The organism is Brevibacterium sp. FAM 24630, from assembly GCF_049804075.1.
GTDB lineage: Bacteria > Actinomycetota > Actinomycetes > Actinomycetales > Brevibacteriaceae > Brevibacterium.
Map to the genome: position 1 here is coordinate 285,820 of NZ_JBNBZD010000003.1, position 26,439 is coordinate 312,258.

Annotated in this window: 22 protein-coding genes; 17 read left to right on the forward strand and 5 right to left on the reverse strand. The window is 62.8% G+C overall.

Going from position 1 to position 26,439, the window contains the following annotated elements; genetic code table 11:
* Positions 1–64: 64 nt before the first annotated feature.
* Positions 65–736, forward strand: coding sequence for a hypothetical protein (locus tag ACPUD7_RS04200; protein WP_425119257.1), 672 nt, complete (start codon positions 65–67; stop codon positions 734–736).
* Between the two features lie 76 nt (positions 737–812).
* On the forward strand, positions 813–2,411 hold the full coding sequence (locus tag ACPUD7_RS04205) for a PepSY-associated TM helix domain-containing protein (RefSeq protein ID WP_425119231.1): 1,599 nt from the start codon (positions 813–815) through the stop codon (positions 2,409–2,411).
* Here the strand turns inward: ACPUD7_RS04205 and ACPUD7_RS04210 are convergent.
* The 3 genes from ACPUD7_RS04210 to ACPUD7_RS04220 all read right to left on the reverse strand — a co-directional run bounded on the left by ACPUD7_RS04210 (position 2,342) and on the right by ACPUD7_RS04220 (position 7,494).
* Positions 2,342–3,184: a carbon-nitrogen hydrolase family protein gene (locus ACPUD7_RS04210; RefSeq protein ID WP_425119232.1), complete on the reverse strand. Its 843-nt coding sequence runs from the start codon at positions 3,182–3,184 to the stop codon at positions 2,342–2,344. The genes ACPUD7_RS04205 and ACPUD7_RS04210 overlap by 70 nt on opposite strands.
* 235 nt (positions 3,185–3,419) lie before the next feature.
* Positions 3,420–5,396, reverse strand: a complete 1,977-nt coding sequence (locus tag ACPUD7_RS04215) for a hydantoinase B/oxoprolinase family protein (RefSeq protein WP_425119233.1) — start codon at positions 5,394–5,396, stop codon at positions 3,420–3,422.
* Positions 5,397–5,406: 10 nt separating this feature from the next.
* Positions 5,407–7,494, reverse strand: a complete 2,088-nt coding sequence (locus tag ACPUD7_RS04220) for a hydantoinase/oxoprolinase family protein (protein WP_425119234.1) — start codon at positions 7,492–7,494, stop codon at positions 5,407–5,409.
* A gap of 477 nt (positions 7,495–7,971) precedes the next feature.
* Here ACPUD7_RS04220 and ACPUD7_RS04225 point away from each other — a divergent pair, with 477 nt between their 5' ends.
* The 9 genes from ACPUD7_RS04225 (at position 7,972) to ACPUD7_RS04265 (ending at position 17,649) form a co-directional block, all read left to right on the forward strand.
* Positions 7,972–8,838 (forward strand): PucR family transcriptional regulator, encoded by an 867-nt coding sequence (locus ACPUD7_RS04225; RefSeq protein ID WP_425119235.1) that lies wholly within the window; start codon positions 7,972–7,974, stop codon positions 8,836–8,838.
* A 4-nt stretch (positions 8,839–8,842) separates the two neighbouring features.
* Entirely contained in the window at positions 8,843–11,137 is a 2,295-nt protein-coding gene (locus ACPUD7_RS04230) for an MMPL family transporter (protein WP_425119236.1), read from the forward strand.
* Between the two features lie 301 nt (positions 11,138–11,438).
* Positions 11,439–11,900, forward strand: a complete 462-nt coding sequence (locus tag ACPUD7_RS04235) for a MarR family winged helix-turn-helix transcriptional regulator (RefSeq protein WP_425119237.1) — start codon at positions 11,439–11,441, stop codon at positions 11,898–11,900.
* A gap of 226 nt (positions 11,901–12,126) precedes the next feature.
* A complete protein-coding gene (locus tag ACPUD7_RS04240) occupies positions 12,127–13,116 on the forward strand; it encodes a TAXI family TRAP transporter solute-binding subunit (protein ID WP_425119238.1) in 990 nt (329 codons plus the stop codon).
* Positions 13,117–13,152: 36 nt separating this feature from the next.
* Positions 13,153–13,608: a DUF1850 domain-containing protein gene (locus ACPUD7_RS04245; RefSeq protein ID WP_425119239.1), complete on the forward strand. Its 456-nt coding sequence runs from the start codon at positions 13,153–13,155 to the stop codon at positions 13,606–13,608.
* Complete coding sequence (locus tag ACPUD7_RS04250) at positions 13,605–15,569, forward strand: TRAP transporter permease (RefSeq protein WP_425119240.1); 1,965 nt, start codon at positions 13,605–13,607, stop codon at positions 15,567–15,569. Before ACPUD7_RS04245 ends, ACPUD7_RS04250 begins: the two co-directional genes overlap by 4 nt.
* 88 nt (positions 15,570–15,657) lie before the next feature.
* Positions 15,658–16,713, forward strand: coding sequence for a pirin family protein (locus tag ACPUD7_RS04255; protein WP_425119241.1), 1,056 nt, complete (start codon positions 15,658–15,660; stop codon positions 16,711–16,713).
* A gap of 82 nt (positions 16,714–16,795) precedes the next feature.
* The gene (locus ACPUD7_RS04260; protein WP_425119242.1) at positions 16,796–17,170 is read left to right on the forward strand and encodes a GNAT family N-acetyltransferase; all 375 of its coding nucleotides are present in this window, start codon (positions 16,796–16,798) and stop codon (positions 17,168–17,170) included.
* A gap of 8 nt (positions 17,171–17,178) precedes the next feature.
* Positions 17,179–17,649: a carboxymuconolactone decarboxylase family protein gene (locus tag ACPUD7_RS04265; protein WP_425119243.1), complete on the forward strand. Its 471-nt coding sequence runs from the start codon at positions 17,179–17,181 to the stop codon at positions 17,647–17,649.
* Positions 17,650–17,751: 102 nt separating this feature from the next.
* On the opposite strand, the gene ACPUD7_RS04270 is transcribed toward ACPUD7_RS04265, so the two are convergent.
* Both ACPUD7_RS04270 and arr read right to left on the reverse strand, forming a co-directional pair.
* Positions 17,752–18,315 (reverse strand): DUF4352 domain-containing protein, encoded by a 564-nt coding sequence (locus ACPUD7_RS04270; RefSeq protein ID WP_425119245.1) that lies wholly within the window; start codon positions 18,313–18,315, stop codon positions 17,752–17,754.
* 143 nt (positions 18,316–18,458) lie between these two features.
* Entirely contained in the window at positions 18,459–18,872 is a 414-nt protein-coding gene (gene arr, locus ACPUD7_RS04275) for an NAD(+)--rifampin ADP-ribosyltransferase (protein WP_425119246.1), read from the reverse strand.
* Between the two features lie 231 nt (positions 18,873–19,103).
* Here arr and ACPUD7_RS04280 point away from each other — a divergent pair, with 231 nt between their 5' ends.
* The 6 genes from ACPUD7_RS04280 (at position 19,104) to ACPUD7_RS04305 (ending at position 26,143) form a co-directional block, all read left to right on the forward strand.
* A complete protein-coding gene (locus ACPUD7_RS04280; protein WP_425119248.1) occupies positions 19,104–20,411 on the forward strand; it encodes an Nramp family divalent metal transporter in 1,308 nt (435 codons plus the stop codon).
* 94 nt (positions 20,412–20,505) lie between these two features.
* Positions 20,506–21,465, forward strand: a complete 960-nt coding sequence (locus ACPUD7_RS04285; RefSeq protein WP_425119249.1) for an alpha/beta hydrolase — start codon at positions 20,506–20,508, stop codon at positions 21,463–21,465.
* Between the two features lie 14 nt (positions 21,466–21,479).
* Positions 21,480–22,661: a serine hydrolase domain-containing protein gene (locus ACPUD7_RS04290; protein WP_425119251.1), complete on the forward strand. Its 1,182-nt coding sequence runs from the start codon at positions 21,480–21,482 to the stop codon at positions 22,659–22,661.
* Positions 22,662–22,736: 75 nt separating this feature from the next.
* Positions 22,737–23,771, forward strand: coding sequence for a helix-turn-helix domain-containing protein (locus tag ACPUD7_RS04295; protein WP_425119252.1), 1,035 nt, complete (start codon positions 22,737–22,739; stop codon positions 23,769–23,771).
* Between the two features lie 292 nt (positions 23,772–24,063).
* Positions 24,064–25,212, forward strand: a complete 1,149-nt coding sequence (locus ACPUD7_RS04300) for an acyl-CoA dehydrogenase family protein (protein ID WP_425119253.1) — start codon at positions 24,064–24,066, stop codon at positions 25,210–25,212.
* A 67-nt stretch (positions 25,213–25,279) separates the two neighbouring features.
* Positions 25,280–26,143 carry an FAS1-like dehydratase domain-containing protein gene (locus ACPUD7_RS04305; RefSeq protein ID WP_425119254.1) on the forward strand — a complete coding sequence of 288 codons (864 nt, stop codon included), beginning with the start codon at positions 25,280–25,282 and terminating at the stop codon, positions 26,141–26,143.
* Positions 26,144–26,439 lie beyond the last annotated feature (296 nt).

The window sequence follows — 26,439 nt, forward strand, 5'->3', positions numbered from 1 at the left end:
TCCCTCGGACGCGGACGAAGCACCGCCTCGGTGAGGGCGGCTGTGTGAGAATGGTCGGGTGAATATGGGGGCCAGGCATCGGCGTGCTCTGCGGGGCAGCGCCGCCGCGACGGCGGCGACCTTCGTCGCTCTGGCTTCGCACATCCTCGGTGGGGGAGCCTTTCCGACGGCCATGGGCGTCATCGTGCCGCTGGCGCTGTCGAGTCTCGTCTGCGTTCTGCTCGCCGGGCATCGACTGTCGCTGGCGCGGCTGACGATCTCGGTCGGGATCAGCCAGGCGATCTTCCACTTCCTCTTCTCCGTGTTCGCGCACACCACCTCGGCGTCGGGCGGTCTCCGGGCCCTCCTCGGCGCGCATGACCACACCGGGTCGACTCAGACGGCTCATCACGCGGCAGCGCAGGTGGGCCATGGTTCCGCGTCGATGCCGGCCATGGACGGGGCTGTGACCATGGCCCCCGAAATGCATGCGCACGCCGGCCCGGGGATGCTCCTGGCCCACGTCGCAGCCGGGATCGTGACGGTCGCGATGATCTACTGGGCCGAGCGTCTTCCGGTCATGCTCTGCGAATTCGCTCGCCTCATCATCCGGGCGGTCATCCCGCGGCTGATCCTCCCGCGGACACCCATCGACGGGCCGAGAACGCCGGTCAACGCCGCCCCCGTGATTCCGCGAACCCTCGGTGTTCTCCGGTCGCCGGTGTTGCGGCGCGGGCCCCCACAGGCTGCTTTCTGACACTCATCACACCCGCACATCGGCTCCGGCGAGCCGGTGCGGTCTCTGCTGACCACTTCTGACAGAAAGCATCATCATGACACCACCGTCATCAACCGTGCCCGAAAATTCGGGCGACCGTCCGACCGATCGTCCATCCGACAGGCGCCCCGATCAAGCAGACAGGCAGCCCGCCCGGCCCAGCGCGTGGTTCGGTCCGCTCCTGCGCCGCCTCCACTTCTATGCGGGAATCCTCGTCGGTCCGTTCATCCTCATCGCCGCGCTCAGCGGGGCGCTCTATGCGATCAGTCCGACGCTGGAGAAGGTGGTCTACGCCGAACAGCTCAGCGTCCCGCCGACCGATGACCCGCTTCCCCTGGCCGCACAGGTCGAAGCGGCGAACGCGGTGATCGGCGGCGAGGCGACGCCCTCGGCCGTCCGACCGGGGCCCGAGCCCGGAGACACCACCCGAGTGATGTACTCAGACCCGAGCCTGGGCGAGAGCGAATCCCGCGCAATCTTCATCGACCCCGCCACCGCTGAGGTGACAGGTGACCTCACCGTCTACGGAACCTCAGGTGCCCTGCCGCTGCGGACCTGGATCGATCAGCTGCACCGCAGTCTCCACCTCGGCGATTTCGGGCGTCTCTACAGCGAACTCGCCGCCTCGTGGCTGGGAATCGTCGCGGCCGCCGGCCTGGTCCTGTGGATCATCCGGGCCCGGAAGACGCGCCGAGCCGCCGCGATGCTGCGACCGAACCACAAGCACACGGGGCTGCGACGCACCTTCTCCTGGCACGCCTCGGTGGGGGTGTGGGCGGCCCTCGGTATGCTGTTCCTCTCCGCCACCGGCATCACATGGTCCCAACTGGGAGGGGAGAACGTGACGAAGCTGCGGGCGGCCCTGAGCTGGGAGACCCCCGCGATCTCCACGGAGCTCGGCCAAGGGTCCTCGCCCGCGGACGAGCATGCCCACCACCACGGTGACGGCCCGTCCTCCGCGGGAACTTCCGGAACGTCCGCCGGGAGGTCCGGAACGTCCGCTGAGGCGGCCGACCCCGGCATCGACCCGAGCAGCATCGACCCGGCCGACTTCGACATGATGCTGTCGATGGCTGAGCAGGTCAACGTCAACACCGGACTCGTCGAGATCCTGCCGCCGGCTGATGAGCACTCGGCCTGGGTCGTCCAGGAGATCCAGCGCAGCTTCCCCACCGAGGTCGACGCCGTCGCCTTCGACCCGGACACGATGGAGGTCACCGACCGTGTCGACTTCGCCGACTACGGGGTGGCGGCCAAGCTCGCCCGCTGGGGCATCGACGTGCATATGGGGTCGATGTTCGGACTCGCGAACCAGATCGTGCTCTTCATCCTGGCGATCGGCATCGCAGCGATGGTCGTGTGGGGATATGTCATGTGGTGGCAGCGTCGGCCGACACACGATCCGGGGCTGCGGCTCGGAATCGTCCCTGCCCGGGGCGCTCTTGCCGGGGCCCCGTGGTGGGGAGCTGCAACCGTGGCGCTCGCCGCGATCGGCATCGGCGTGTTGCTGCCATTGGTGGGGCTGAGTCTCCTCGTGTTCCTCAGTGCCGATGTGCTGCTGGGGAGGAGGGAGCGGCGGCGGGCTCAGTCGAATCGCACCGAGTCCCGCGTCGCCGTGTCGACCCTGAGCTCGAAGACATCGGGACGCGAATAGTGGCCCACGGGGTCGAAATCGAGATGTGACCGGGTCTTAGTGTCGGGGTCGATCTCGGCGTAGAGGATCGCCTCTTCGTCGTAGATCGGCCCCGCGAGCACCTCGCCGGTGGGCGCGACGATGATGCTTCCTCCGCGGATTGCGGTCTCGCCGTAGGGCAGGTCCTCATCGAACGGGTGGTCATCGGGGAAGTCGCTCTTCGTGATGAACTGGCATGCAGAGAGCACATGGACCCGCCCCTCCATGGCAATGTGGGTCATGGACGAGGACCACGTCGGTCGGTCGTCGACGGTCGGCGCACAGTAGAGTTCGACGCCCTTGGCGTACATCGTCTGTCGGAGCAGCGGCATGTAGTTCTCCCAGCAGATGACCGTGCCGACCCTGCCCACTGGAGTGTCCATGGTGTCGAGGGTCGACCCGTCGCCGAAGCCCCAGATGACACGCTCGGTGCCGGTGGGCATGAGCTTGCGATGGGCGCCGACGATACCGTGCTCGGGATCGATCATCAGCGCAGTGCAGTAGAGCGTGTTCCCTGATTCTTCGATGATGCCGATGACGGTGAAGAGCCCATGCTCACGGGCGGCCTCGCCGAGGCGGGTGACCTCGGGGCCGTCGACGCTGACCGCACCGTCGAAGTACCGCTGGAACTCATGCCGCCCGCGGGCGGTGCGCATCCCCACCGGGGCACCGAAGGTGCTGCCCTTCGGATAGCCGCCGATGAACGCTTCAGGAAAGACCGCCAGTTCCGCACCGTTGTTCGCAGCCTCAGCCATGAGCCGATCGCCTTATCGATCGACGCCTCGGCATCGAAGGGAACGGAACCGGCCTGGACGACTGCAACACTGTTCATGGGGACTGACCTTCCTCGCTCGTGGACCACGTGTGCCTTCACTCTTCGCTCTCAGCATCGCCAGGTCAAGAGGATGCAGCTCGTGATCAGGGTGGAGCGCACGCGCCTGATGAGTGCGTGCGCTCCACATCGCAGTCCGGCTCAGGGCCGCTGAGAGCTCACCCCCAGTGCGACAACGACCTCTGTCGCATGCTCTCCCGGAACTGGCCTGTCGACTTCTCGAGCAGTTCCCCGGTTCCCCAGTCGAGGACGACCCCGTACTGGCGAACGACGTCGTGGACGGTGATGTCACCTTCTCGGTAACGGCGGGCGACCTCGGCTGGATCTGCATCGAGCCATGCGACGCGTTCGGCGCGGATCCGTGTACGTTCTGCTCTGGTCGCAGCCTCGTCGATCTCGTACTCGTCGAGCTCAGCATCGATCTCGTTGATGACGACTCCGTAGTCCTTGGCTGCGCGGTCGATGGAGACATACCCATCGATGACGTCTTCGAGAACCTCCGCCGTGGTGCGTTCGAGCGGATCTCCGAAACCGCCGCCTCCGGCGCTCGGACGTTCGAAGGTGTCGCCTGGGCTGATGGAGACGTTCGAGAACGTCGCGCCCAGGTAGGTTGAGCCCCCGGAAGACGGGTTGAGCCAGACACCGTGTGGGATTGACGGCAGTCCGCCGTTGATGCCCCAAGTCGTCGAGCGGCCGCGATCGCAGCAGTAGCTCATCACAGCTCCTGATGCGTCGGTGAGTATGCCGCCCTTGTTGACCCCGCAGCCTCCGCGGAAGCGGCCCGGACCACCAGAGTCGGTATTGATCGAGTGCTGGGTAGTGATGACGGGCGTGAGACGCTCCTGTCCTTCGACCGGTTGCACGGCGAGACCGGTGCCGAAGACGGGGGAGGTCGCCGATGATCCGTCCTTCGTGGATCGGCCGCCCCAACCTCCGGCCATCCAGTCGTACCACATGAAATAGCTGCTCGATTTGGTGCGACTGTCATGCCCGCCGACCAGCAGATACTCGAGGTTGAACGCACATGCCATCGCCCTCTCCGGCATGATGTGCGACCACAGCTCGAAGATCGCATTCATCACCTTCTCGTATGGACCGGAGCAGAATCCCGTGACCGCGTGGGGCCAGCCGGCGTTGACGACGGTGCCTTCCTCACCGATATCCGCTGTGACAGCCTCATAGAAGCCGGAATTCAGTGGGACTTCGGGGAAGAATGTTTTCGTGCCCGCGTAGATGGCGGAGAATGTTGTGCCGTAACCGGAGTTGAGGAAGGTGGAGACCGCCTCGGCAGCACCGGTGAGGTCGTAATGGATGCCCGAGCCGTCCAGCGTGAGTTTGACGCGGATCGGAGCCAGCCCTTCGCCCTTGGCGGGATCTCCGTCGAGGAAGTCGACGGTCTCCCATTCGCCCCGCGGAAGATCTCCGAGGCTGGCTAGCACTGTTCGGCAGACGTAGTCCTGAGTCTCCTGCATCGCATCGAGCACAGTCCCTTTCGAGTACTTGTCGACGAGGCGGAGAACCTCGCGTTCGCACACTGCGGTCGCTTCGGCCTGAGCATTGAGATCGCCAAGCGCCTGATCCGGTGCTCTGGTGTTCGAGACGAGAAGTTGTGCGACATCATGGAGGAAACGGCCCTTGTGCCAGACCCTCAGGGGAGTGATGCGCAGCCCCTCCCCGAAGTGCTCACTGGCGGAGACGTCGAAGGAACCAGGGACAGAGCCTCCGATGTCGGCCCAGTGCCCTTTGTTCTGAGCAAAGCCGATGATTTCATCTTCTGCGAAGATCGGACGGATGAAGCTGACATCGTTGAAATGAGTGCCGCCTCGATAGGGATCGTTGATGAGGAAGACATCTCCGGGATTGATGTCCTCACCGAACTCGTCCATCACGGCCTTGCACTGGAAGTGGAGCGTGCCGACGTGCACCGCGATATCCGCGCTTCCCTGCATGACCGTGTTGCCGAACTTATCGCACAGCGCAGACGAGAAGTCGCGGGAATAGATGACGAACGAATAGCAGGTTCGCAGAATCTGCTCACTCATGAGGTCGACGCTGGTGGCGAAGGCGTTCTTGAGTACTTCGAATGTCACCGGATCGAGGGCGGTCGTCGGTATTGTCGATGTTGTGGTGGTCATTGCTGTCTCCTCACAGAGCGTTCTGCGTCGAGCCCTCGGCGGCAGACGCCGGGACATTCTCGTGCGGCTCGGTTGTCAGTGCGATGCGGATGTTGAACCACTCGTCGATCACTGCCGAAGAGTTCGGTGGGATCACAGTGGTCGAATCGATTTGATTGAGGATCGCCGGGCCGATGAACGCGGCCCCGGACGGCAAGTTCTCTCGCTGATACACCGGAGTAGGCACCCACTGACCGTCGAAGAAGACGTCCCGGACCTCGATCGGCTCTCCGGGTTCGCCGTTGCCGACAGGCGAAGGTTTGAAACTGGGTTTCGGTGTCCTGCCGAGAGCTTTGAGATGCAGCTGGTAGATCTCAACCGGAGTCTCGTCCTGCCGGAAGGCATACTGCTTCTCATGCTCCTCGTGGAAGAGCTGCACGGCCTGCCGAAGAGCATCAGGGTCGGTGCCCATCTTGACCTGCAGAGACCGCCACTGGCCCTGGTAGCGCATTGAGATGCCACGTTCGAACACTGCATCTTCATCCGCGACCTTCTCATGCCGCAATCTGTCGCGGCCTTCGAGCTCGAGCTCCTTGAAGTGCTGCTCGACGACCTCGGCATCGGCGGAGTCAGCAGCCCCGGTGAACATCTGGGAGAGATCGTGCTGGATGTCGACGAGGAGACAGCCCAACGCGGAGGTGACTCCGGGGCTCGGCGGCACGACGACGGAGGGGATATTGAGCTCTCGCGCTACGTCCGCACCATGCAACGCCCCGGCGCCACCGAAGGCGATGAGGGCGAAGTCACGAGGATCGAGCCCACGCCGAATCGAGACGAGCCGGACAGCGTCGGCCATGTTCGCATTGGCGACCTTGATGATGGAATCTGCTGCAGTGTCGACATCGAGCCCGAGAGGACTGGCGATCTTCTCCTCGATGACCGTCTTGGCGCTAGCCCGGTCCAAGGTCATCTCGCCGTCGGCTAGATCGGTGCCCAGCCTGTTGAGCCAAAGGTTCGCATCAGTGTTCGTCGGTTCCGCACCACCGCGTCGATAGCAGGCCGGGCCCGGATCGGCTCCTGCCGATTGAGGCCCGTTGCGAAGTGAGCCGGCGATGTCGATATGCGCCAGAGAACCGCCGCCTGCGCCGATGGTGAGCACCTCGATGCTCGGGAAGACGATGGGGTGGCCGTATTCGACCTCCCATTCATTGGTTTCGCGCAGCTCGCCGTCAGCAATGAGCGAGATGTCGGTGGAAGTCCCGCCCATGTCGAGTCCGACGGCATTTGCGTGGCCGCACTGCTCGGCCACGTGCTGAGCAGCGATGGCACCGGCCGCGATTCCCGAGGCAGCGAGTCGGACGGGAAAGCGTTTGACCACTTCCGATGTCATAGATCCTCCGCCGGAGTGGAGGAGCAGAAGCTCGCCAGTATAGCCGTCTCGAGTGAGACTGCTGTCGAGCTCTTCGACATACCCCGAGACCAGAGGGCCGAGAACCGCGTTTGCCACAGTGGTGTTGAAGCGGTTGTGCTCGAAGATTTCTGGCAGAACTTCGGCAGAGGTGGAGACGCTTGCCTCGGGGAGCTCCTCTGCGAGGATCTCGCGCATGCGGATCTCATGAGAGGCATTGGCATAGGAATTGATGAAGCAGACAGCTACGGTGTCGACGCCGCGCTTCTTCAGCAGCCGCGCGACTCTGCGCGCTTCGTCTTCGTCAAGAGCTGAGACCACGTTGCCTGCGTAGTCGATTCGCTCAGGAACCTCGAATCGGTCGCGACGGCGGATATAGGGACCGGAGACATCCGAGTAGGCGTCCCACAAGTCGTCTTTGGTGCCATCTCTGATCTCGATGACGTCGCGGAATCCTTTGCTCGTAACCATCGCAGATTTGGGAAATCTACGAGTGATCAGGGCATTGGTCGCCACGGTGGTTCCGTGAGAGAAGAGTTCGACTCGGCTGAGATCGATGTTCGCTCTCTTTACGCCGTTGAGCACAGCCTCCATGGGGTTGTCCGGAGTAGACGGGACCTTCGTCACCCGCATTCTCTGGGCGGATTCGTCGAAAATGCAGATATCGGTGAATGTGCCGCCGACGTCAACGGCGACTCTCAGATCGGCCACGGGAATCTCCTTCGATTGTGGTGTGCCCCCTAGCTTGGATGGGACGGACAGGCTGGTCAATGGAGCAGGTGAAGGAAAAATGCGCTAGCTTTGTGGAAATTACAACACTCGTGCGTCGATGCTGGTGATGATTGGGGGAAGCGATTGAGAGCGCGCAATGATGAACAGTCGAGGGAGCGAATCTTCGATGAGCTGCTAAGTTCGCTGAATTCTGCTGACCCGCTCGAATCGGTGTTGTCCCGGGTTGCGAGGATCTGCAGCGGGGCAGGACTGGCTGTCAACGAATTGGGCGAGGTCATCCGAGCAGTTGGATCGGCCCCGAGCCATCTCATCTCTCAGTGGGTACGCGATGACGTGATGTCTGGTGAGGCAACTTCGCCGGGGGAGATCGAGATCGTCCACGGGAAGATCGGCAGATGGCTGGTCGGTGCTCGCATAGTGCGATTGCGCGGTCGTGATCACGCTATCGTCGTCGCAGTGCATGAGGACACTGAGGCAGTCGGCCGACCAAAATCGGACTATTCCGAAGCTGATCTCGTGCTCGATACGGTTTCGAAGCTCCTGCGAGCATTCGAAGGATTCGAGTCGTTCACGATCAGCAATCGCAAAGAGGAATCGGCTCGACTGCTGAGAGATCTTGAGGCAGGAGTCTCTCCTGGTCGCGAATCCGTGATGTGGCGGGCGCTGGAAGATTTCGGATTCGTCAGCTACGAGCCGATCAGGGCTGTCAGAATTCGAACCGATGTGGAAGAGCCGGGCGGACGACGGAGAGCACCGTCGCCGGGAAAGGGCATGATCGTCAAAGACTCAGGTTATGTCAGTTCGGTGATCGAACACACGGCATTGTGCTTGACTGACTTCGACATTGTGGAGCAGTTCGATTCCGACAGCCTGATCGGAGTCGGCATCTCCGGGCCCTTCACTGCACTCAGCCAAGTGCCGGAGATGCTGCAGACCGCTGACGTTGCTCTGGCCTCCGCGCGAGACTCGAAGTTCATCTTCGTCGACGAGATGCGTCCGATCGAATGGGCGGCGGCTCGGATGAACTCGCGATTCGACCGGCGACTCGTCGAGCGCTTCCTGCAGCCGATCTCAGAGAGCAGCGAGGCGTGGGCGACCGTGACGACATATATACGATGCGGTGCAGTCATTGCCGAAGCGGCGAAGCAGCTCCAGGTACACGAAAACACGGTCCGATACCGACTGAGCCAGATCGAGAAGTCACTCGGCGCCAGACTGAGCGACCCGAGGACCATCGCCGAGGTGGTCCTTGCGCTCCGCTGCCGGGAGGCGGACGACGCCGTGCCGACAGACTCTCCGCGGCGATCTGGTGCCGTACGCTGAGACCATGCCCCGTCACCTGCTGACTTCGACCCCGCCGGACCCCTCCCCCCGCCGAGGCGGCCCCACCGGTGACGACGCAAATGGCGCGGTCAGGGCTGCCGCCCCCGAAGGCGCGCCCAACCGCCGTCCCGTCCGCGGGCGCAGGCCCCTCATCGTCCTCTTCGCAGCCCTGCTCGTCGCCTGGGTCGGCGTCGCCGGAATCGGTGGGCCGTACTTCGGCAAGATCTCCGAGGTGGCGACGAATGACCGCTCCACATTCCTGCCCGAATCGGCCGAGTCGACTCAGGCACAGGCGATCATCGACGATTTCAGCGATGATGATGCCGTTCCTGCGATCGTCGTCCTGGAGAACAGCAGCGGAGTCAGCGACGATGACTCGGCAGCGCTGAAGGATCTGGCGACGCAGCTCGATGATGAGGGTCTGCTCGCCGCCGAGGCCTCACCGGTCATCCCGTCGGAGGACGGAGATGCGCTCGAACTCATCCTTCCCGTGTCCTCGGATACGACTGCCGACGATGTCGAAGACATCCGCGCTGCCATCAGCGACACCATGGCCACAGGTGACAGTGGCAGCAGCGTCTCCGTCCACGTCACCGGGCCGGCCGGTTTTGCGGCTGACCTCTCCGAAGCCTTCGCCGGCATCGACGGCATCCTCCTGATCGTCGCGCTCATCGCCGTCTTCGTCATCCTCATCATCGTCTACCGTTCACCGCTGCTGCCGGTGATCGTCCTCTTCACCTCGGTGGCGGCACTGTCGGCCTCGATCTTCGTCATCTGGCACCTCGCCGATGCCGGCATCCTCCTCGTCAACGGCCAGGTCCAAGGGATCCTGTTCATCCTCGTCGTCGGCGCCACCACCGACTACTCCCTCCTCGTCGTCTCCCGCTTCCGCGACGTGCTCCTGACCGAACGCGACAGACTCAGAGCCGGATTGGCGGCGCTCAAGGGCGTGCTCGAGCCGATCGCGGCTTCGGGCGGGACCGTCATCGCCGGCCTTCTCGTCCTGCTCCTGACCGACCTGGCCTCGACGCGGGCGCTCGGTCCCGTGGCGGCGATCGGCATCCTCGTGGCGATGTGCGCGGCACTGACCTTCCTGCCCGCCGCCCTGATCATCATCGGCCGGGCCGTCTTCTGGCCGTTCCTGCCGAAGGTCGGCCCGGCCAGCGCTGGCGCGAAGCCCGGTCTGTGGTCACGCATCGCCGAGGTGGTCGCCAAGCGTCCGCGCGTGATCTGGATCGGTCTCGTCATTCTCCTCGCCCTGCCCCTGATCGCCTTCCCGCAGTTCAAGGCCTCCGGTGTGGCGCAGAGCGACTTCGTCCTCGGCGAATCCGAGGCCCGCGACGGCCAGGACGTCCTCGCCGAACATTTCCCCGGCGGCTCCGGTTCGCCGACTCAGATCGTCGTGGCCGAAGACCAGCTCGAGGACGCCGCGCAGGCCGTCGGCCGCCTCGGCGGGGTCGAATCGATGACCGTCGTCGCCAACGACGCCCCGAGCGGGACCGTCGCCATCGACGACGAAGGCACTCTCCAGGCGCCCCAGGGCGGGGGAGGGCCGGACGCGGCCGAGGCACCGCAGTCGTCCCCACCGGCACCCACCGAGGTGGACGGGCAGGTTCTGCTCGAGGTCACGCTCACCGATGCGGCCGACTCACTCGCCGCCGAGGACACCGTCACCTCGATCCGCGACGCCGTCCATGACGTCGACGCCGACGCCCTCGTGGGAGGGGAGACCGCCGTCGACCTCGACACGAACACCACCGCCGAGGCGGACCGGGCCCTGGCGATCCCGCTCATCCTGCTCGTCATCACCGTCATCCTCATCCTGCTGCTGAGGTCTCTGCTGGCCCCGCTGCTGCTTGTGGCGCTGACGGTGTTGTCCTTCGGCACGGCACTCGGCGTCTCTGCGCTGGTCTTCAACCACCTCATCGGCTTCGACGGCGCCGACCCTTCGGTGCCGCTCTACGCGTTCGTGTTCCTCGTGGCGCTGGGCATCGACTACAACATCTTCCTCATGTCCCGGGTGCGGGAGGAATCCCTGCGGTTCGGCACTCGCAAGGGCGTGCTCTCCGGACTCGTGGCGACCGGTGGGGTGATCACCTCGGCGGGGATCGTGCTTGCCGCGACGTTCGCAGCCCTTGCAGTCATCCCGGTGATGTTCCTCTTCCAGCTCGCCTTCATCGTCACCTTCGGTGTCCTCCTCGATGCGATCCTTGTGAGGTCTCTGGTTGTTCCGGCACTCGTCCACGACATCGGCCGCAATGTCTGGTGGCCGTGGAGGAAGCGGATCCCGCGGGACTGATCGGAGTTTCAGGGGCAGACCGGAGTCTGTGGGGCTGGGTAGCGGCCTGATGCGAAAAATGAGAGCGGAGGTGAGGTGGCAATACGATACCCCCGGCTCGTGATGAGTGGTCGTGGGGAGACCGTTCTCATCCGTGCTTGCCGGGGGTACGTAGGGGATACTCCGGTACTCCGACGAGGGGATCGTCGACGTGGCCCACGATCCGGGGCCGGGCATACTATTGAACTACGGTTTTGTTGACGGCGCAACAAATGTGCCGGGCGACACGTCAAAGGAACTTCGCATACGGATAGACAGGCTGATGGAAGACACGACCCCCGTAAGCAGCATGATCAGGAAGAACGGTCCGATAAAGATCGCGACCTGGCGTCTGATGATGGAGAAGCATCAAGATTTCATGCTCCGGTTCGAACATGAGTTCCGGACTCGTCACGGTCTGAGTGCCAACGAATTCGACGTGCTCATCAACGCTCGGTCCGTGTCCCGAGTGCGGCACCGCGATCTGCTGCGCAGCCTGGTGATCAGCCGCAGTGCACTCAGCCGGTTGCTTGGCAAGCTCGAGGCCCGTGGGCTCGTGGCGCAGGAGCCTGATCCAGGGGACCACCGCGGGGTCCTCGTCGCCCTCACCGAGGCGGGAGTGAAGCTCTGCGATGAAGCGGCGGAGACGAACGCCGAGATCATCTTCGCCGGATTTGCCGGAGTCACCGACGCCGAGGCGGAGGAGATCTTCCTGCTCGTATCAAAGGTCAGCCCGGTCGGGTAGGGGCGGGTTTCGGGAGCGAGCTCTCAAGAGCGCGGCCTCGGCATTCTGAGCGACATTATCCGTGTATGAGTTTCGGGAAGGCACGGATGTGAATTTCTTCCGGTGACAGGGCAGTCTCACCCCTCCGTTATCTGGTAGTCACAACATCGGTGATCCTCTAGGGTGGTTAACGGAGCATTCGTTCAAATGGCTGTCAGATCATGCTCAGGTTTCAAAGGAGAACACCATGAGGAATACCATTCGTCGGTCCAAACTGTTTACCGTTGCCGCTGGTGTAGCGGCATTGGCTCTGATCACGTCCGCGTGTGGTGGCGGTGGCGGCAGAGGCAGTGAAGAAGGTGAGGAGAGCGCCGACTTCATCACTATCGCCACGGGCGGTTCGTCGGGCGTCTACTACCAGGTCGGTGCGACGATGTCCGAACTGTTGGCGGATGAACTCGGCGCCGATACTTCGGTTCAGTCAACCGGAGCCTCGGTCGAGAACCTCACTCTGATTCAGGACGGCGGAGCGGAACTGGCATTCACTCAAGGTGACGCCGTGGACCAGGCGCTGAAGGGCGAAGGTGCGTTCGAGGGTAAGAAAATCGATTCGCTGCCGGTTGTCGCGAACCTCTACGACCAGTACGTGCAGCTCATCACCGTCGAGGGGTCGGGCATCGAATCCGTCGAAGATATCAAGGGCAAGGCGGTCTCCGTCGGAGACCAGAATTCCGGTGTGGAACTCAACGCCCGCACTGTCGTCGATGCCTACGATCTCAGCTACGACGACTTCAAGCCGGACTACCTGCCATATGCCGAAGCCATCGATCAGATGCGCAATGGCCAGCTGGACGCAGCATTCGTCACCAGCGGACTGCCGAACTCGGCGGTGACCGACCTGGCCACGAGCGACAAGGTCAAGATTATTCCATTCGACGGAGACGGACGCGACAAGCTTCTGTCTGAGCATGACTACTTCGGTGAGGGCGAAGTTCCCGCCGGAACATACGGTGACAACGAAAAGGCTGCGACGCTGACGATCCCGAATCTACTCGTCGTCAGCCCGTCGCTCAGCGACGATGCGGTCTATGACATCACCAAGACTCTGTTCGACAACCTCGACACGATTCAGGGCTCACACAATGCGGCCAAGGACATCACGGTGGAGAACGCCCAGGACGTCGCGGTCGGAGAGTTCGCCTCCGGAGCGAAGAAGTATTTTGACGAACAGGGTTGACAGATCAGGTCCCTGACACGTCGGTCCGCTGTCACTTTGTCGACAGCTGTGGGGCTGGGCATCGTTGTTCCTGCAGCGGTGTCCGGTCCGTCTCCGGCACGCCTGGTCATTCGCGAGCAGGCCGCAGGCCGAACGGTGTTCCGGTCTGTTCCGATCACCGAACATGACGAGGTCGCCATGACCTGGATGCATTCTGTCGACAAGACCCCGTGGTGGGAGTACTACCGCGCTGTCGGCAATGAACTCGTCCTCGAAAGAACCGAACTTGCGCTCATGGGAGCCGGGGCGCCGTTCGAGGCGCCGCGGACCGAGATCGTCGGAGACATGATCAGACTTTCAGGGATGAACGAACATTTTTCTGCCGTGCGCTGGATCCATTCGCATCGGGTCCATCACCGAATCTATCTCAATGACCAGCTGGTCCTGCCCACTCAGGCCATCGACCACCACATTCATGTGGAAATGATTGTGATCGGAGAACCAATGCCATGACGAACGATCAGCGCCACGAAGAGCTTCCTGCTGAGGCGTCTCCCGAAACGATTGAGAAATACGATCGAGAGTCCCGGACGCGCGAGGTCTGGTCGACACGTTGGGGCACTCCGCTGACGATCTTCGCGGTGGGGCTTTCGCTCTACCAGATCTATTACGCTCTCTTCGGTGGTCCTCCGACGCTTGTGCACCGCGGAATACACGTCGGTGCGATCCTCGTGCTCTGCTTCGCCCTGCAACGATTTCGAATCGGCGAGCAACGCAAGACCCCGCCTTGGTTCGACTGGCTGTTCATCGCCGGATCTATCTCCATCGCCGTCTATCTGGGCATCGCCTTTCAGAAGCTCGCAGTCAGCGGCGGTCGCTTCGACACCATCGACATCATCTTTTCTGTCATCTGTCTGGTGCTCGTGCTGGAGGCGGCTCGACGAGTCACCGGGCCTCTGTTGCCGATTTTGGCCATCATTTTCATCTTCTATGACTACTACGGGCGGTCGATGCCCGGTTTGTTCCGTCACCGCGGTTACGACCTCGACCGGATCGTCACCTTCATGTATGAGTCGACCGAGGGCATCTTTTCGACTGCAATCGGGGTGTCGTCAACCTACATCTTTCTTTTCATTCTCTTCGGCGCCGTTCTCCAGAAGTCGGGAATGGGCCAGTTTTTCAACGACATCGCCCTTGCGCTGGCAGGGCAGTCGCGTGGTGGTCCGGCGAAAGTCGCTGTCTTGGCCTCGGGATTCCTCGGCTCGATCAATGGGTCGGCGATTGCCAATGTCGTAACGACCGGTGCCTTCACAATTCCGATGATGAAGCGGGTCGGTTACCACCGAAACTTCGCCGGAGCAGTCGAATCGGCAGCCTCGGTCGGTGGGCAGATCATGCCTCCGATTATGGGTGCCGCCGCATTCATCATGGCCGAGACGCTCGGGGTTCCCTATACCGAAATCGTGCTCATCGCGATCATTCCCGCGGTCCTCTACTATCTCGCGATCCTCATCCAAGTCCACCTGCGCGCGACCAACCAGGGTCTGCGCGGCATCAGTCGGGAGAACCTGCCTGCTGTGATGGAAGTGATGAAGGAGCGCGGTCATCTGTTGCTTCCACTGCTGTTCCTGCTCTACATGCTCTTCTTCTCTGGAACGACGATTCTGTTCGCGGCAGTGACGACGATCTTTGTCACGATCATGGCGGCCATGGTTCGCAAGACCACCAGGATGTCACTCAAAGACATCGTCTTGGCTCTTCGGGACGGAGCGACGACGGCTGTCTCGGTAGCGGTCGCATGTGCATGCGTCGGAATCATCGTCGGTGTCGCCACCCAGACCGGGTTCGGGGTCAAACTGGCTGGAACCATCGTGACTATCGGTGGGGGCTTCCTTCTGCCGACGCTGCTGATGACAGCTGTCGCCTGCATCATTCTGGGAATGGGACTTCCGAGCATACCTGCCTACATCATCGTGGCTACTATGGCGGCACCCGCACTGGTGCAGCTCGACGTGCCACCTCTGGCTGCGCACCTGTTCGTCTTCTACTTCGGGCTCTTCGCCAACATCACTCCTCCTGTCGCCCTCGCGGCCTTTGCCGCTGCTGGCCTGTCTGGAGGGAGCCCGATGCGGACCGGCTTCCTGGCAATGCGCCTGGCCCTGGGCGGGATCATTGTTCCGTTCGTGTTCGTCTATCAGCCCGAGCTGCTGATGCTGAGCGGCACGGCTTGGGACACCGTTCGTGCCACGACCATCCTGCTCATCGGTGTCGTTCTCATGGCGGTCGCGGCTGAAGGACATTTCCTTGTACCGTTGCCCATCTGGCTGCGTCTGGTCGTCGTTGTGGGCGCGATCGGCCTGGTGACACCGAACTATCTGCTCGATATCGTCGGCGCGGGACTGGCCGTATTCGCGTTGATCGTCGCGATGATGATGGCCAAAAGCCAAGGCAAGCTTGCCTGGCGGGAGATCTGAAGCCGAGCGGTCAACGGTGCCTTGTCGACTGATCGGCCACGTGCGATCGCCCCTCCCCGCACTTATGGAAGACGACTACGATGAGGCCATGAGCAACGTGGAGACCCGTCCGCAACAGGTTGTCTGCAAGGCCGGCGGCCTGCCCGGCCCCGCGTGTGACCAGCAGGGACGTTCCCCAGTCGAGATCATCACCTCCCGCGACGTGCCGCTGGGCGGGCCGCGGGCGATGACCGTGCGCCGGACTCTGCCGCAGCGTCAGCGCTCCCTCATCGGCCCCTGGTGCTTCGTCGACCATTACGGCCCGGCCGATGTTTCGGTCACCGGCGGCATGGATGTCGCACCGCACCCGCACACCGGTCTGCAGACCGTGAGCTGGCTGTTCGAGGGCGCCATCGAGCACATCGATTCCGGCGGCAACGTCGGCCTCGTCCTGCCCGGCGAGGTCAACCTCATGACCGCTGGGGCCGGAATCTGCCATTCGGAGGTTTCGACCGACGAGACAACGATCCTCCACGGAGTGCAGCTGTGGCTCGCCCTGCCCGAGTCCTCGCGGCACCAACCGGAACGCGAGTTCGAGCACTATGAGCCCGAACCGGTGGCCTTCGATGGCGGTGGGATGCTCGTCTTCCTCGGCAGCCTGTGGGGAACTGCTTCACCGGTGCACACGCATTCGCCGCTGCTCGGTGCCGAGATCCGCCTCGATGCCGGGGCGAGCATCGACCTGCCCGTCGATCCGGGCTTCGAACACGGTCTCCTCGTCGACTCCGGGGACATCGCCTTAGAAAATGTCGACCTGCCGGTCGCCGCGATCGGCTACACGGGCCTCGGCGTCGATGAGCTGCGCATCGCCAACCGCAGCGACGAACCCGCCAGGCTCCTCCTCATCGGCGGCGAACCGTTCACCGAGGAGATCGTCATGTGGTGGAACTTCGTGGGCCGCACTCATGAGGAGATCGCCGCATACCGTGAGGAGTGGCAGGCCGAGGGCGACCGCTTCGGCACGGTCGAAGGCTATGTCGGCAAGGGCGGGCCCGGTCAGAACGCCGAAGGCATGGGGCGACTGCCCGCCCCGACGCTGCCCGCCGTGACGATCAACGCACGGAGGAACCCCCCGCCCCAGGTTCAGGGCGGGCCAGAGGATTGATCGCCGGGGAATAAGTCCGCACCGAGATCTGTCCTACACGGTGAAAGCCGTGTCCGCATCAGCATCCTAAGGAGCTCTCACCATGTCGAAGTCATTCCAGGACAAGACCGGCGCCGAGGTGGCCGTCACCTTCAATGAGACTGGCCGGTCCTACGACATCGCCGTCGCCGACGGCACGGTTGCCGGGCGTGCGCATTTCCTGCCCGGTCCCGAGGCCGAGATCGAACGCATCTTCTACCACACCGTCGTCGACGAGGAGTTCGGCGGTCGCGGACTGTCGAAGATCCTCGTCGCCGAGGCGCTCGATGATTCCCGTGAACGCGGGGTCACGGTGGTTCCGGTCTGTCCGCTCTTCGTCAAGAAGCTGCAGGAGACCGGCGACGACTATGCGGCGCAGGGCGGGAAGCACCGCAGTGCCACCGGTGCCGATCTCGACATCGTCAAGCGACAGGCGTGAGTGAGGGTATGGGCAACGCAAGTCGACCGTTCATCGACAAGATCCACCCGGAGAACTACAAAGCGCTGGCCCAGGCGGCCGCTTCCTCGCGGCAGGCCTCACGGGCGGCAGGACTGGATGACGGGCTGATCGAACTCGTCAACACGCGGGTCTCGCAGATCAACGGCTGCCGGACGTGCCTGAGCATTCATGCTCCGGCCGCCAGGAAGGCCGGGGTCGACCAGCTCAAGCTCGACGTGCTGCCCAGCTGGCATGAGGCCGAGATCTTCAGCGATGAGGAGTTTGCCGCGCTCACCCTGGCCGAATCCCTGACCGTGCTCGACAAGACCGCCGACCGTGATGCGATCGCCGCCGAGGTAGCTCAGCACCTGACGACGGAGCAGATCTCGGCGATCGAGTGGTCGGTCATCCTCATCAACGCGTTCAACCGCATCTCGATCGCCAGTGACCACCCGGTGTTCGGAGCCAAGCAGGGCTGAGACTCTGCGGAGACCGGCGGGCGTACGGGCCGGTGGCCGCAGCCTCCGGCAGTGATCTGTGCTCTACCCGATGCAGTCGGGGTGCAGGCGCGTTTCTGAGGGTCAGATTTCTCCAGTGAAATGCACCGTGAAGTAGTCATCCGAGGACCCCACGGTATAGGTGGCTGTCGCGGTGCTAGCGCCCTTCGGCATCTTGATGAGCAGCCTCACTGTTGCTTTCTGTCCGCGTCCGATCTGGCCGAAGAAGGGTTCGTCCTGGCTGCCGTCAAATACCTGCTCAGCCGATCCTTTGTCAGTAGTGATTGAGTCAAGGGTGCTGCTGTCGGCATTGAAAATGCTGTCTCCATTGTTCTCGATCATGATCTCGAGAATGTGAACCTTGACTCCGGGCTCCGTCCCGGTCTCATCGAGAGTCTTCGTTTCATTGATTCGAGCCGCCACCACGAGGTCCTCAACCTTGAGTTCCTCGCCGAAGTTGACTTCCACCGAACCGGATTGGATTGGAACCTCGCCCGGTTCTCCGTCTTCGAATTCTCCGTCTTGAAACTGAGCTGCCTCGGGTTGCGCTGTGACTGTGACGGTTTCGCGAGGCTCAGGTTCTTCGCTTCCGCAGGCCGTTAGGGTAAGGGCTCCGATCAGGCTCAGCCCGAGTGCAAACTTCTTCATGTTAGTTATTGTATTTTCAACAAAATGTGCAGGCTGACGAATCTGTTAACAGATTCATAACGTCTTGTTGCCACGGTTGCGTATGTTTTCTAAAAGTAGATCGCATCAGCAGTATCTAGGTCGGGAGCAAGCACTGAAGATAGTCAGTTGATGATCTCTTTGTCGTCGTCCTCGCGGATCGCGGCGAGCCGCTCGCGCCACATCTGCAGTTCCTGCGGACTCAGCCGCTTCCATTCGGGGACCTCACGGACGATTCGCAGCGGTCCGGTGCTGCGGTAAGAGCGGGTGGGGTTGCCCGGGAACTTCTTGTCCATGACGTTCGGGTCATCGACGAACTCGCCGAGGGGCTCGACCTCGTAGACGTGCGGTGATCCGGAGTTCAGCGCGGCCACCTCGGCGGCGAGCCCCGCCCCGTCGACAAGTGAGGTGAAGTAGATGTGGTTCATCGTCACTTCTGGCCGGTAGTTTGACGCGTATCCTGCGGTGAGCAGGTCACCGGGTTGGAGGGCGGCACGCGTGCCGTGGAAGAACGGTCCGTCATCGAGTGTTCCGGTCATGGCGTCGAATATACGCGCGAAGACTGCGGATCTCCTTCAGAATCGGCGACTAGAATGGGCCTTGAGCAAGCGGTTGATGATGAGCGTTGCGACAAAGGTGCTTCCCGGGTGTTGAGACTTCTGTCCCGGGATGCGGCAACCTCGGCCATACTCTCCTGAGCGAACGATGCCCCGAGTGAACGATTCCGGTGGCGTCGTCGACGTACCCACGTGAAGGAGCCCACCCCGCCTATGTCCGCCGATATGACGTCGCAGACGGATAACGCCGCCTCGGCGCCGAAATCACTGACCGGACGCCTCCGGCTGATCGGGCCGGGCATCGTCTTGGCCTTGGCCAGCGTCGGTGCCTCGGACATGATCACGACGATGAACTCCGGCGCCGAGTACGGACTGGCGCTCATCTGGGTCTTCACGGTCGGCATCATCCTCAAATTCGTCCTCTCCGAGGCGGTCGCTCGCATGCAGATGAGCGGTGACCGGTCGCTGCTGTCCCACCTCACCGGGTTCGGCGGGCGGACTTTTCCGGCGCTCTTCCTCATCGCCGAGCTGCTCGTCGGGCTCTTCTTTGGGGCCGGCGTCGTCGCGGTGACGACGAACATCCTGCAGGCGATCTTCCCGGTCCTGCCGTTCTGGCCGACCGCGATCGTCGTCCTCGCCTCGGCGGCGGTGCTCGTGGGCATCGGCCGCTACGGGATCGTGGAAAAGGCGATGATGGGATTCGGCATCATCATGTTCTTCGGAATCCTGGCGTTGGCGATCTCCATATTCCAGGGGCAGGACGCTCAAGAGGTCGCGGTGGCGACGGTCGTGCCGACGTTCCCGAACACCTCGATCATCACGGTGATGTCGCTCATCGGCGGGGTCGGGGGAGCGACGGGCATCCTCGCCTACTCGTTCTGGATTCGGGAGAAGGCCTGGCGCACTCCTGACTGGAAGCCCGTCGTGCGTCTCGATCTGTTCATCAGCTACGGGCTCGTCTTCGTCTTCGCCGTGGCGATGAGCGCCGTCGGCGCCTTCATCCTCTACGGTCAGGGCTTCACGATCTCTGACAACGATGCGCTCTTCGCGATCGCCGACAACCTCGTCGGGCGAATCGGGGCGACGGGGCGGATGATCTTCCTCGTCAGCTTCCTCGCCGTGGTGTACACGAGTGTGCTCGGCGGGTTCTCGGGCATCGCGTATGTCACTGCCGACTGCATCCGCGTGCTGCGTCGCTACCCGCATCAGGACGAACCGGCGCACGAGATGTCGGCGAAGTCGGTCGAGTTCCGCGGGGCGCTGGTCTACCTCTCGATCGCCACGCTGGTCATCATGAGCCTCGGTAAACCGGTGACCCTCGTCCTTGTGTATGCGGCGATCAGTGCCTTCATCCTGCCGGTGCTCGCGCTCGCCCTGCTTGTCATCCTCAACCGGTCATCGGTGCCGGCCGAACTGCGCAACACCCCGTGGTCGAACGTGCTGCTGGGCGTGTGCCTGGCGCTGTTCGGGTTCCTCGCCGCTCTGCAGGTGCAGGAGTCGGTGATGGGGTTGGTGGGGTAGGAATACCCGCATCCGACAATTGTCGGGTGAGTTCTCGAAAAGCACGACAGTCTGGCGGTAGTGCCGAAGAGTCGGGGTCGGCATACTTGGTGGCATGACACAACGACGGTCACGATTCGACGCGGAGCTCGCCGCGAGTCTGTCCGTCATCGGCGGGGTCTTCCCGCCCACCATCACCCCCTCGCTCATCGAGTTCATGCGGATCTCCTATGCGTCGGAGCCGCTTGCCGAGATCCTCAGCGGTCGTCGGGTCGAGCATTCTGAACATGAGGTGCCCGGCCACCTCGGCGAGGACATCACCGTATCCGTCTTCAGACGACCCGGTGATACTGGCCGGCGACCGACGATCGTCTACGCCCACTCCGGTGGTTTGATGTTCGGCGATCGCTTCAGCGCGCTCAGTCTCAACCTCGACTGGGTCGAGCGAATCGGTGCGGTCCTCATCTGTCCGGAATACCGTCTGGCCCCCGAATTTCAAGACCCCTATGCGCGCGAGGACATGTACGCTTCGCTCCTGTGGACGGCGGAGAACTCAGATGCCCTCGGAGTCGATCCTGCCCGACTCATCGTCGCCGGAGCCAGCTCCGGTGGAGGACTGGCCGCCGGAATGGCGCTGGCGGCCCGCGATCGGAGAGGGCCGAGGCTCAAAGGCCAGCTGCTCATCTATCCGATGCTCGACGATCGCGGCATCACGCCGTCGACCGAGCAGTTCGACGGCGTCGGCGTCTGGGACCGAGTGAGCAACGAGACCGGATGGCAGGCGATGCTCGGCGATGGCTATCGCACCGAGGAAGTCTCTCCCTATATCGCACCATCGCGTGCCGGGGATCTCTCCGGTCTTCCACCCGCCTACATCGATGTGGGCTCGGCCGAGATCTTCCGGGACGAAGCCGTGGCCTATGCATCCGCTCTGTGGAACAACGGCAGCGAAGCAGAGTTGCACGTCTGGCCCGGAGGCTTCCACGCGTTCGACATCTTCGCCGCCCATACTCGCCTTGCGCAAGGAATGATCAACACCCGAATGGCCTGGATTGAAAAGCTCCTGGCCGACTGACCGAAAGGAACATCATGTCCGAGAACACAGCTGTCAATGACGCAGTTGTCCGCGTGGCTGCCAAGGCGGTCGAAAGCGGTGGAGTGCCCGGCGTCGTCGCCGGGGTGACGACCGACAGGGAAACGATCAGTCTGACAGCGGCAGGCGTTCGCTCCCTTGACGATCCGCAGCCGATGACCACGGACTCCGTGTTCATGATCTTCTCCACGACGAAGGCACTGACCGGCACCGTGGCACTGCAGCTGGTTGAGTCAGGTGAGCTTGACCTTGACGCACCGGCGAAAGAATATGCACCGGGACTGAACGACGTGCAGGTGATCGACGGCTTCGACGAAGGTGGAGAGCCGATCCTCCGGGCCCCCGCCAGCGAGCTGACGACCAAGCAGCTGCTGCTGCACACAGCCGGCTTCGGCTACGACTTCTTCAACGAGAAGTACGAGCGTCTCGCCCATGAACATGGTCAGCCGAGCATCGTCACCTCAACGCGAAAGGCTCTGGAGACACCCCTGCTGTTCGATCCCGGCACCCAATGGGAGTACGGGTCGAACATGGACTGGGTCGGCCAAGTCATCGAAGGGATCACCGGGTCGACTCTGGGAGAAGCCATGCAGGCCCGAGTCCTCGACCCGTTGGGCATGAAAGACAGTGCCTTCCGGCCGAGTCCGTCGATGCGAGAGCGCCAGGCGACGATGCACCAACGCATCGATGGCGAACTCGCAGCGACAGACTTCATGCTGCCCGACCCCGAGGTGGAGATGGGAGGTCATGGGCTCTTCTCGACCGTCGATGACTATCTGAAGTTCATCAGGATGTGGCTCAATGATGGATCAGCCGACGACGGCACCGTCGTCCTCCGACCGGAGACGGTGGACCTGGCCACGCAGAACCACCTCGGCGATCTTCGGGTGAAACTGCTGCCCGGAGTCATTCCGAGTCTGTCCAATGATGCGGAGTTCTTCCCGGGCATGCCGAAGACCTGGGGGTATACGTTCATGCTCAACGAGGAGGACGCCCCGACCGGACGACCGGCGGGTTCCGCGGCATGGGCAGGTCTTGCCAACCTCTACTACTGGTTCGACCGGCAGAACAGGATCGGCGGGTACTGGGCCACGCAGATCTTCCCCTTCGCCGACCCAGATTCCGTCGGTGGGTACCTCGAGATGGAGACGGCGGTCTACGATGCTTTGAAAGGCTGATTCGCGTTACGACGCGAATCACGACCTCGGTCGGCACTCGTCGACCGACCGGCGGGCGAGTAAGGAGGTGATGACGTGCAAGAGCTGCTCGGCAGGATTGCCAAGCTTGATCCCGAAGCGAGTCTCGGCCTGCGCGTCATCGCCTGCTTCGACGAACTCATGGTCGGCGAGGTCAATTCGCATGCCCTCGCCTCCGCGGCCGCGGCTCTGGCCGGCTGCCCGGCCGGCTTTTGCAGTGGGGATCGGACCAGACAGCTGCGAGTCGATCCGGGCGGAGTCTCGATTCCGGGAGCCCGACCCGCCGAGGTGGTTGCGCTCTCACTGCCGAACGAATCGGAAGTCTGGCTTGAACGAGAGGGTACTGCCCTGCCGAACGACGATCTCATCCTCGAACGGTTCGGTCTGGCTATCGGCGTAAGGTTCGGTCTCGAGCGGCAGCAGCTGGAGGTACCCCGGGACGTAGCGCTCGCCCTCGACTCTGCCGCAACGACCGCAGACCGGAGCGCTGCAGCTGCTCGCCTGGGGCTGATGCCCGGATCCGGATACCGGGTCCTCGTGGCTCCGCTGTTCGCAGTCTTCGACACACGACCGGTCGGCCCCACGGATGTCATCACCAGTGAGCATGGCACCTTGCAGGTGGTCATCGTGGCTGACCACGCCGAGGATATCGCAGTGTCACCGGCCGGACTGGGTCCGGTCGGGCCGATCGGAGAACTGCCGCGGTCACTTCGGGCGGCCGTGGTGGCACTACGGCTCAGCCGCCCGCCCGAGGAGGGGCTCGTGCGAGCAGAGAACTTCGGCGGACTCGTCGAATTGCTCGCCGAATCTTCGGAGGCGACCGACCCGGACGCTGCGCGGATCGACGAGATCATGGACTCGCCATGGGCGGAGTCCACGGTGCGTGTGCTCCTCGAGGCACCGACGATCAGACAGGCGGCCCGCGACCTCGGTCTCCATCACAGCACGGTGCAGAGCCGGGCCGAACAGATCGAACGCTGCCTCGGCTACGACCCTCTTGCGGGTTACAACCGCACCAGGTTGGGCATCAGCGTGCTCCGGTGGCGGCTGCGCAATTCCCGAGTGCTCGAATTGCCCGGCCCCGTGGGTTGAACTTGATTTCCGTTGGTCACACTTACTGCTGGAGCTGATCCAGGTCATCACGTTGCCGGGTTGGCGGCGGTTATTTGGATCCATCGCGGACGGCGGGCAGAGAAGACTGTTATTCATAACTACAAAAATAAGTATCGATTGCTATGATTTCAGTAACTAATGGTGAGAGCTCGCCGACGAGATCGACCGTGCGCCCGTGCTGATGGTGCGGGATGTGCAGAGACGAGCGAGCCCTCGCTCCGCGCTCGCCGGGAGGCGGCGCCTTCAACGTCCTGGGAGAGGGAAGCCCCGCATGGCAGTGAGCACCGAAGAACAGATGATGATCGACCTGGTGGCCGAGTTCATCGACGAGCAGGTCAAACCCATCGTCAACAGAGTCGAACACGCCAACGAGTACCCCGAAGCGTGGATCGAGACGATGAAGGACATGGGCATCTACGGGCTCGCGATCGACGAACCCTGGGGGATGGGCAAGGTCTCGACCGAAGCCTATGCCCTCATCACCCAGGAACTCGCCCGCGGCTGGATGTCCCTGGCCGGGGCGATGGGCGGACACACCGTCGTCGCGAAGCTCATCCAGGAATACGGTACGACCGAGCAGAAGGACAAGTACCTGCCGCGTATGGCCACCGGCGAGCTGCGGGCGACGATGGCATTGACCGAGCCCGGCGGGGGCTCGGACCTGCAGGCCATGCGCACTCATGCGGACAAAGACGGTGATGACTACGTCATCAACGGCTCGAAGACGTGGATCACGAATGCTCGGAAGTCCGACCTCATCGCCCTGCTGTGCAAGACCGACCCGAATGCCGAACCGCGACATAAGGGCATCTCCAACATCCTCGTCGAGAAGGGCGAGGGTTTCAGTGTCTCCCAGGATCTCTCGAAGCTCGGATACAAGGGTGTTGAGACCTGCGAGCTGAACTTCGAGAACCTCCGCCAACCGCAGGCCCAGCTGCTCGGCGAGACTGAGGGTGTTGGGTTCAAGCAGATGATGAAGGGCCTGGAGATCGGCCGCATCCAGGTCGCATCACGGTCGCTCGGCGTCGCGCAGGCGGCACTCGATGACGCGGTGAAGTACTCTCAGGAGCGCGAGTCGATGGGCAAGCCGATCTGGAAGCACCAGTCGGTGGGTAATAAGCTCGCCACCATGGCCACGAAGCTCGAGGCTGCTCGTCAGCTTGTCCTCCACGCGGCCCGCACTTACGACTCGGGATCGCGTGTCGACATGGAGGCCGGAATGGCGAAGCTCTACGCCTCGGAGATGGCCGCTGAGGTGGCCCTCGACGCCATCCGCGTCCATGGCGGTTACGGATATTCCACCGAGTACGACGTCGAGCGCTACTACCGTGACGCACCGCTGATGATCGTCGGTGAGGGCACAAACGAGATCCAGATGAACGTCATCGCCAAGCAGCTCATCGGTCGCAATAAGATCTGAGATCACGCAGAGTTCGTAGGAATGGCGAGGGTGTTGAGTGCGATGAGGCACAAAGGAGGACGCTTTGATGAGTGAGGCGATCAATCTGCAGGACTGGGTGGGGCGGACGTCGACGGTTGAAGAAGTCGCGTCGGGGAAGAGCGCCGCACGATTGGCATCTCTGCTCGGCCGCCATGGCATTGACGAAAAAGCACCCTTGTTTCCTCTCGGGCACTGGCTGCACTTCTCCGAAGACGATGTGCCGATGCGCGAGCTCGGCGCCGATGGGCACGTCGAGCTCGGCGGGTTCATGCCGCCGGTGCCGTTGCCTCGTCGGATGTGGGCCGGCAGTGACCTGAGGTTCCATGCCCCGATCCTGCCTGGGCAGCTGCTACGGCGGACGACGACGATCGAGTCCGTGACTGAGAAGGTCGGCAGTACCGGGCCGTTGTGTTTTGTGGTGATCAAGCATGAGATTGCTGCGGATGGGATCTTGGCGACGACGGACCGGCACACGATCGTCTACCGTCAGGCCGCCTCGGCGGCGGGAACGGTTGCAGAGGCGCCGCGGGCTGATTCGCCGGTGCCTGAGGGCTGGGATTGGTCGGAGTCGGTGAGGCCGAATGAGGTGATGCTGTTCCGGTATTCGGCGTTGACGTTCAACTCCCACCGCATCCACTATGACTATCCCTATGTCACGGCTGTCGAAGGCTATCCGGGCTTGGTGACGCATGGACCGTTGACGGCGACATTGCTGCTGGATGCGTTCATGTCCACCCACGCCGAGGCGGCCGTGACCAGTTATCGGTTCACCGCGAAATCCCCGTTGTTCGCCGGAGAACAGATCCACCTCGTCGGTCGGCAAACCGACGCCGGTGTTCACGAGCTGAAGGCGATTGCCCCTGATGAGAAGGTTGCGATCGCAGCGACTGTGAGTAGCGAGGAGAACTAGGAAACATTGATGCCAGCCGCTAGCTGATTGGCGTGAGCACGAGATTTCGCACACGACCGATTGCGTGAGCCCCACGATAAGGTGCCCGCCCTCCCCGGTACGCGTTGGTCGGTTAGTCTGTTGTCGAGGTCTCCGGGTTTGTCGCGGCGCTTTAGGGCGATGGGCTTAACCTTGATCCACCGATGTAAGTAGCCGGATCAAGCCGTTCGTGGAATGGAAATGCCCCTCCTGAGCTGGGAAAATGGTGATGTTCTAAGTCAACATTCCCGGCCAAGAAAGGGGCACCTCTCAGGTGC

Bases quoted from the DNA above. Each gene is read 5' to 3' on its own strand.
- ACPUD7_RS04200 (WP_425119257.1), top strand. From the start codon at position 65: ATGGGGGCCAGGCATCGGCGTGCTCTGCGGGGCAGCGCCGCCGCGACG.
- ACPUD7_RS04205 (WP_425119231.1), top strand. From the start codon at position 813: ATGACACCACCGTCATCAACCGTGCCCGAAAATTCGGGCGACCGTCCG.
- ACPUD7_RS04210 (WP_425119232.1), bottom strand. From the start codon at position 3,184: ATGGCTGAGGCTGCGAACAACGGTGCGGAACTGGCGGTCTTTCCTGAA.
- ACPUD7_RS04215 (WP_425119233.1), bottom strand. From the start codon at position 5,396: ATGACCACCACAACATCGACAATACCGACGACCGCCCTCGATCCGGTG.
- ACPUD7_RS04230 (WP_425119236.1), top strand. From the start codon at position 8,843: ATGCCCCGTCACCTGCTGACTTCGACCCCGCCGGACCCCTCCCCCCGC.
- ACPUD7_RS04235 (WP_425119237.1), top strand. From the start codon at position 11,439: ATGGAAGACACGACCCCCGTAAGCAGCATGATCAGGAAGAACGGTCCG.
- ACPUD7_RS04240 (WP_425119238.1), top strand. From the start codon at position 12,127: ATGAGGAATACCATTCGTCGGTCCAAACTGTTTACCGTTGCCGCTGGT.
- ACPUD7_RS04250 (WP_425119240.1), top strand. From the start codon at position 13,605: ATGACGAACGATCAGCGCCACGAAGAGCTTCCTGCTGAGGCGTCTCCC.
- ACPUD7_RS04255 (WP_425119241.1), top strand. From the start codon at position 15,658: ATGAGCAACGTGGAGACCCGTCCGCAACAGGTTGTCTGCAAGGCCGGC.
- ACPUD7_RS04260 (WP_425119242.1), top strand. From the start codon at position 16,796: ATGTCGAAGTCATTCCAGGACAAGACCGGCGCCGAGGTGGCCGTCACC.
- ACPUD7_RS04265 (WP_425119243.1), top strand. From the start codon at position 17,179: ATGGGCAACGCAAGTCGACCGTTCATCGACAAGATCCACCCGGAGAAC.
- ACPUD7_RS04270 (WP_425119245.1), bottom strand. From the start codon at position 18,315: ATGAAGAAGTTTGCACTCGGGCTGAGCCTGATCGGAGCCCTTACCCTA.
- arr (WP_425119246.1), bottom strand. From the start codon at position 18,872: ATGACCGGAACACTCGATGACGGACCGTTCTTCCACGGCACGCGTGCC.
- ACPUD7_RS04280 (WP_425119248.1), top strand. From the start codon at position 19,104: ATGTCCGCCGATATGACGTCGCAGACGGATAACGCCGCCTCGGCGCCG.
- ACPUD7_RS04285 (WP_425119249.1), top strand. From the start codon at position 20,506: ATGACACAACGACGGTCACGATTCGACGCGGAGCTCGCCGCGAGTCTG.
- ACPUD7_RS04290 (WP_425119251.1), top strand. From the start codon at position 21,480: ATGTCCGAGAACACAGCTGTCAATGACGCAGTTGTCCGCGTGGCTGCC.
- ACPUD7_RS04300 (WP_425119253.1), top strand. From the start codon at position 24,064: ATGGCAGTGAGCACCGAAGAACAGATGATGATCGACCTGGTGGCCGAG.
- ACPUD7_RS04305 (WP_425119254.1), top strand. From the start codon at position 25,280: ATGAGTGAGGCGATCAATCTGCAGGACTGGGTGGGGCGGACGTCGACG.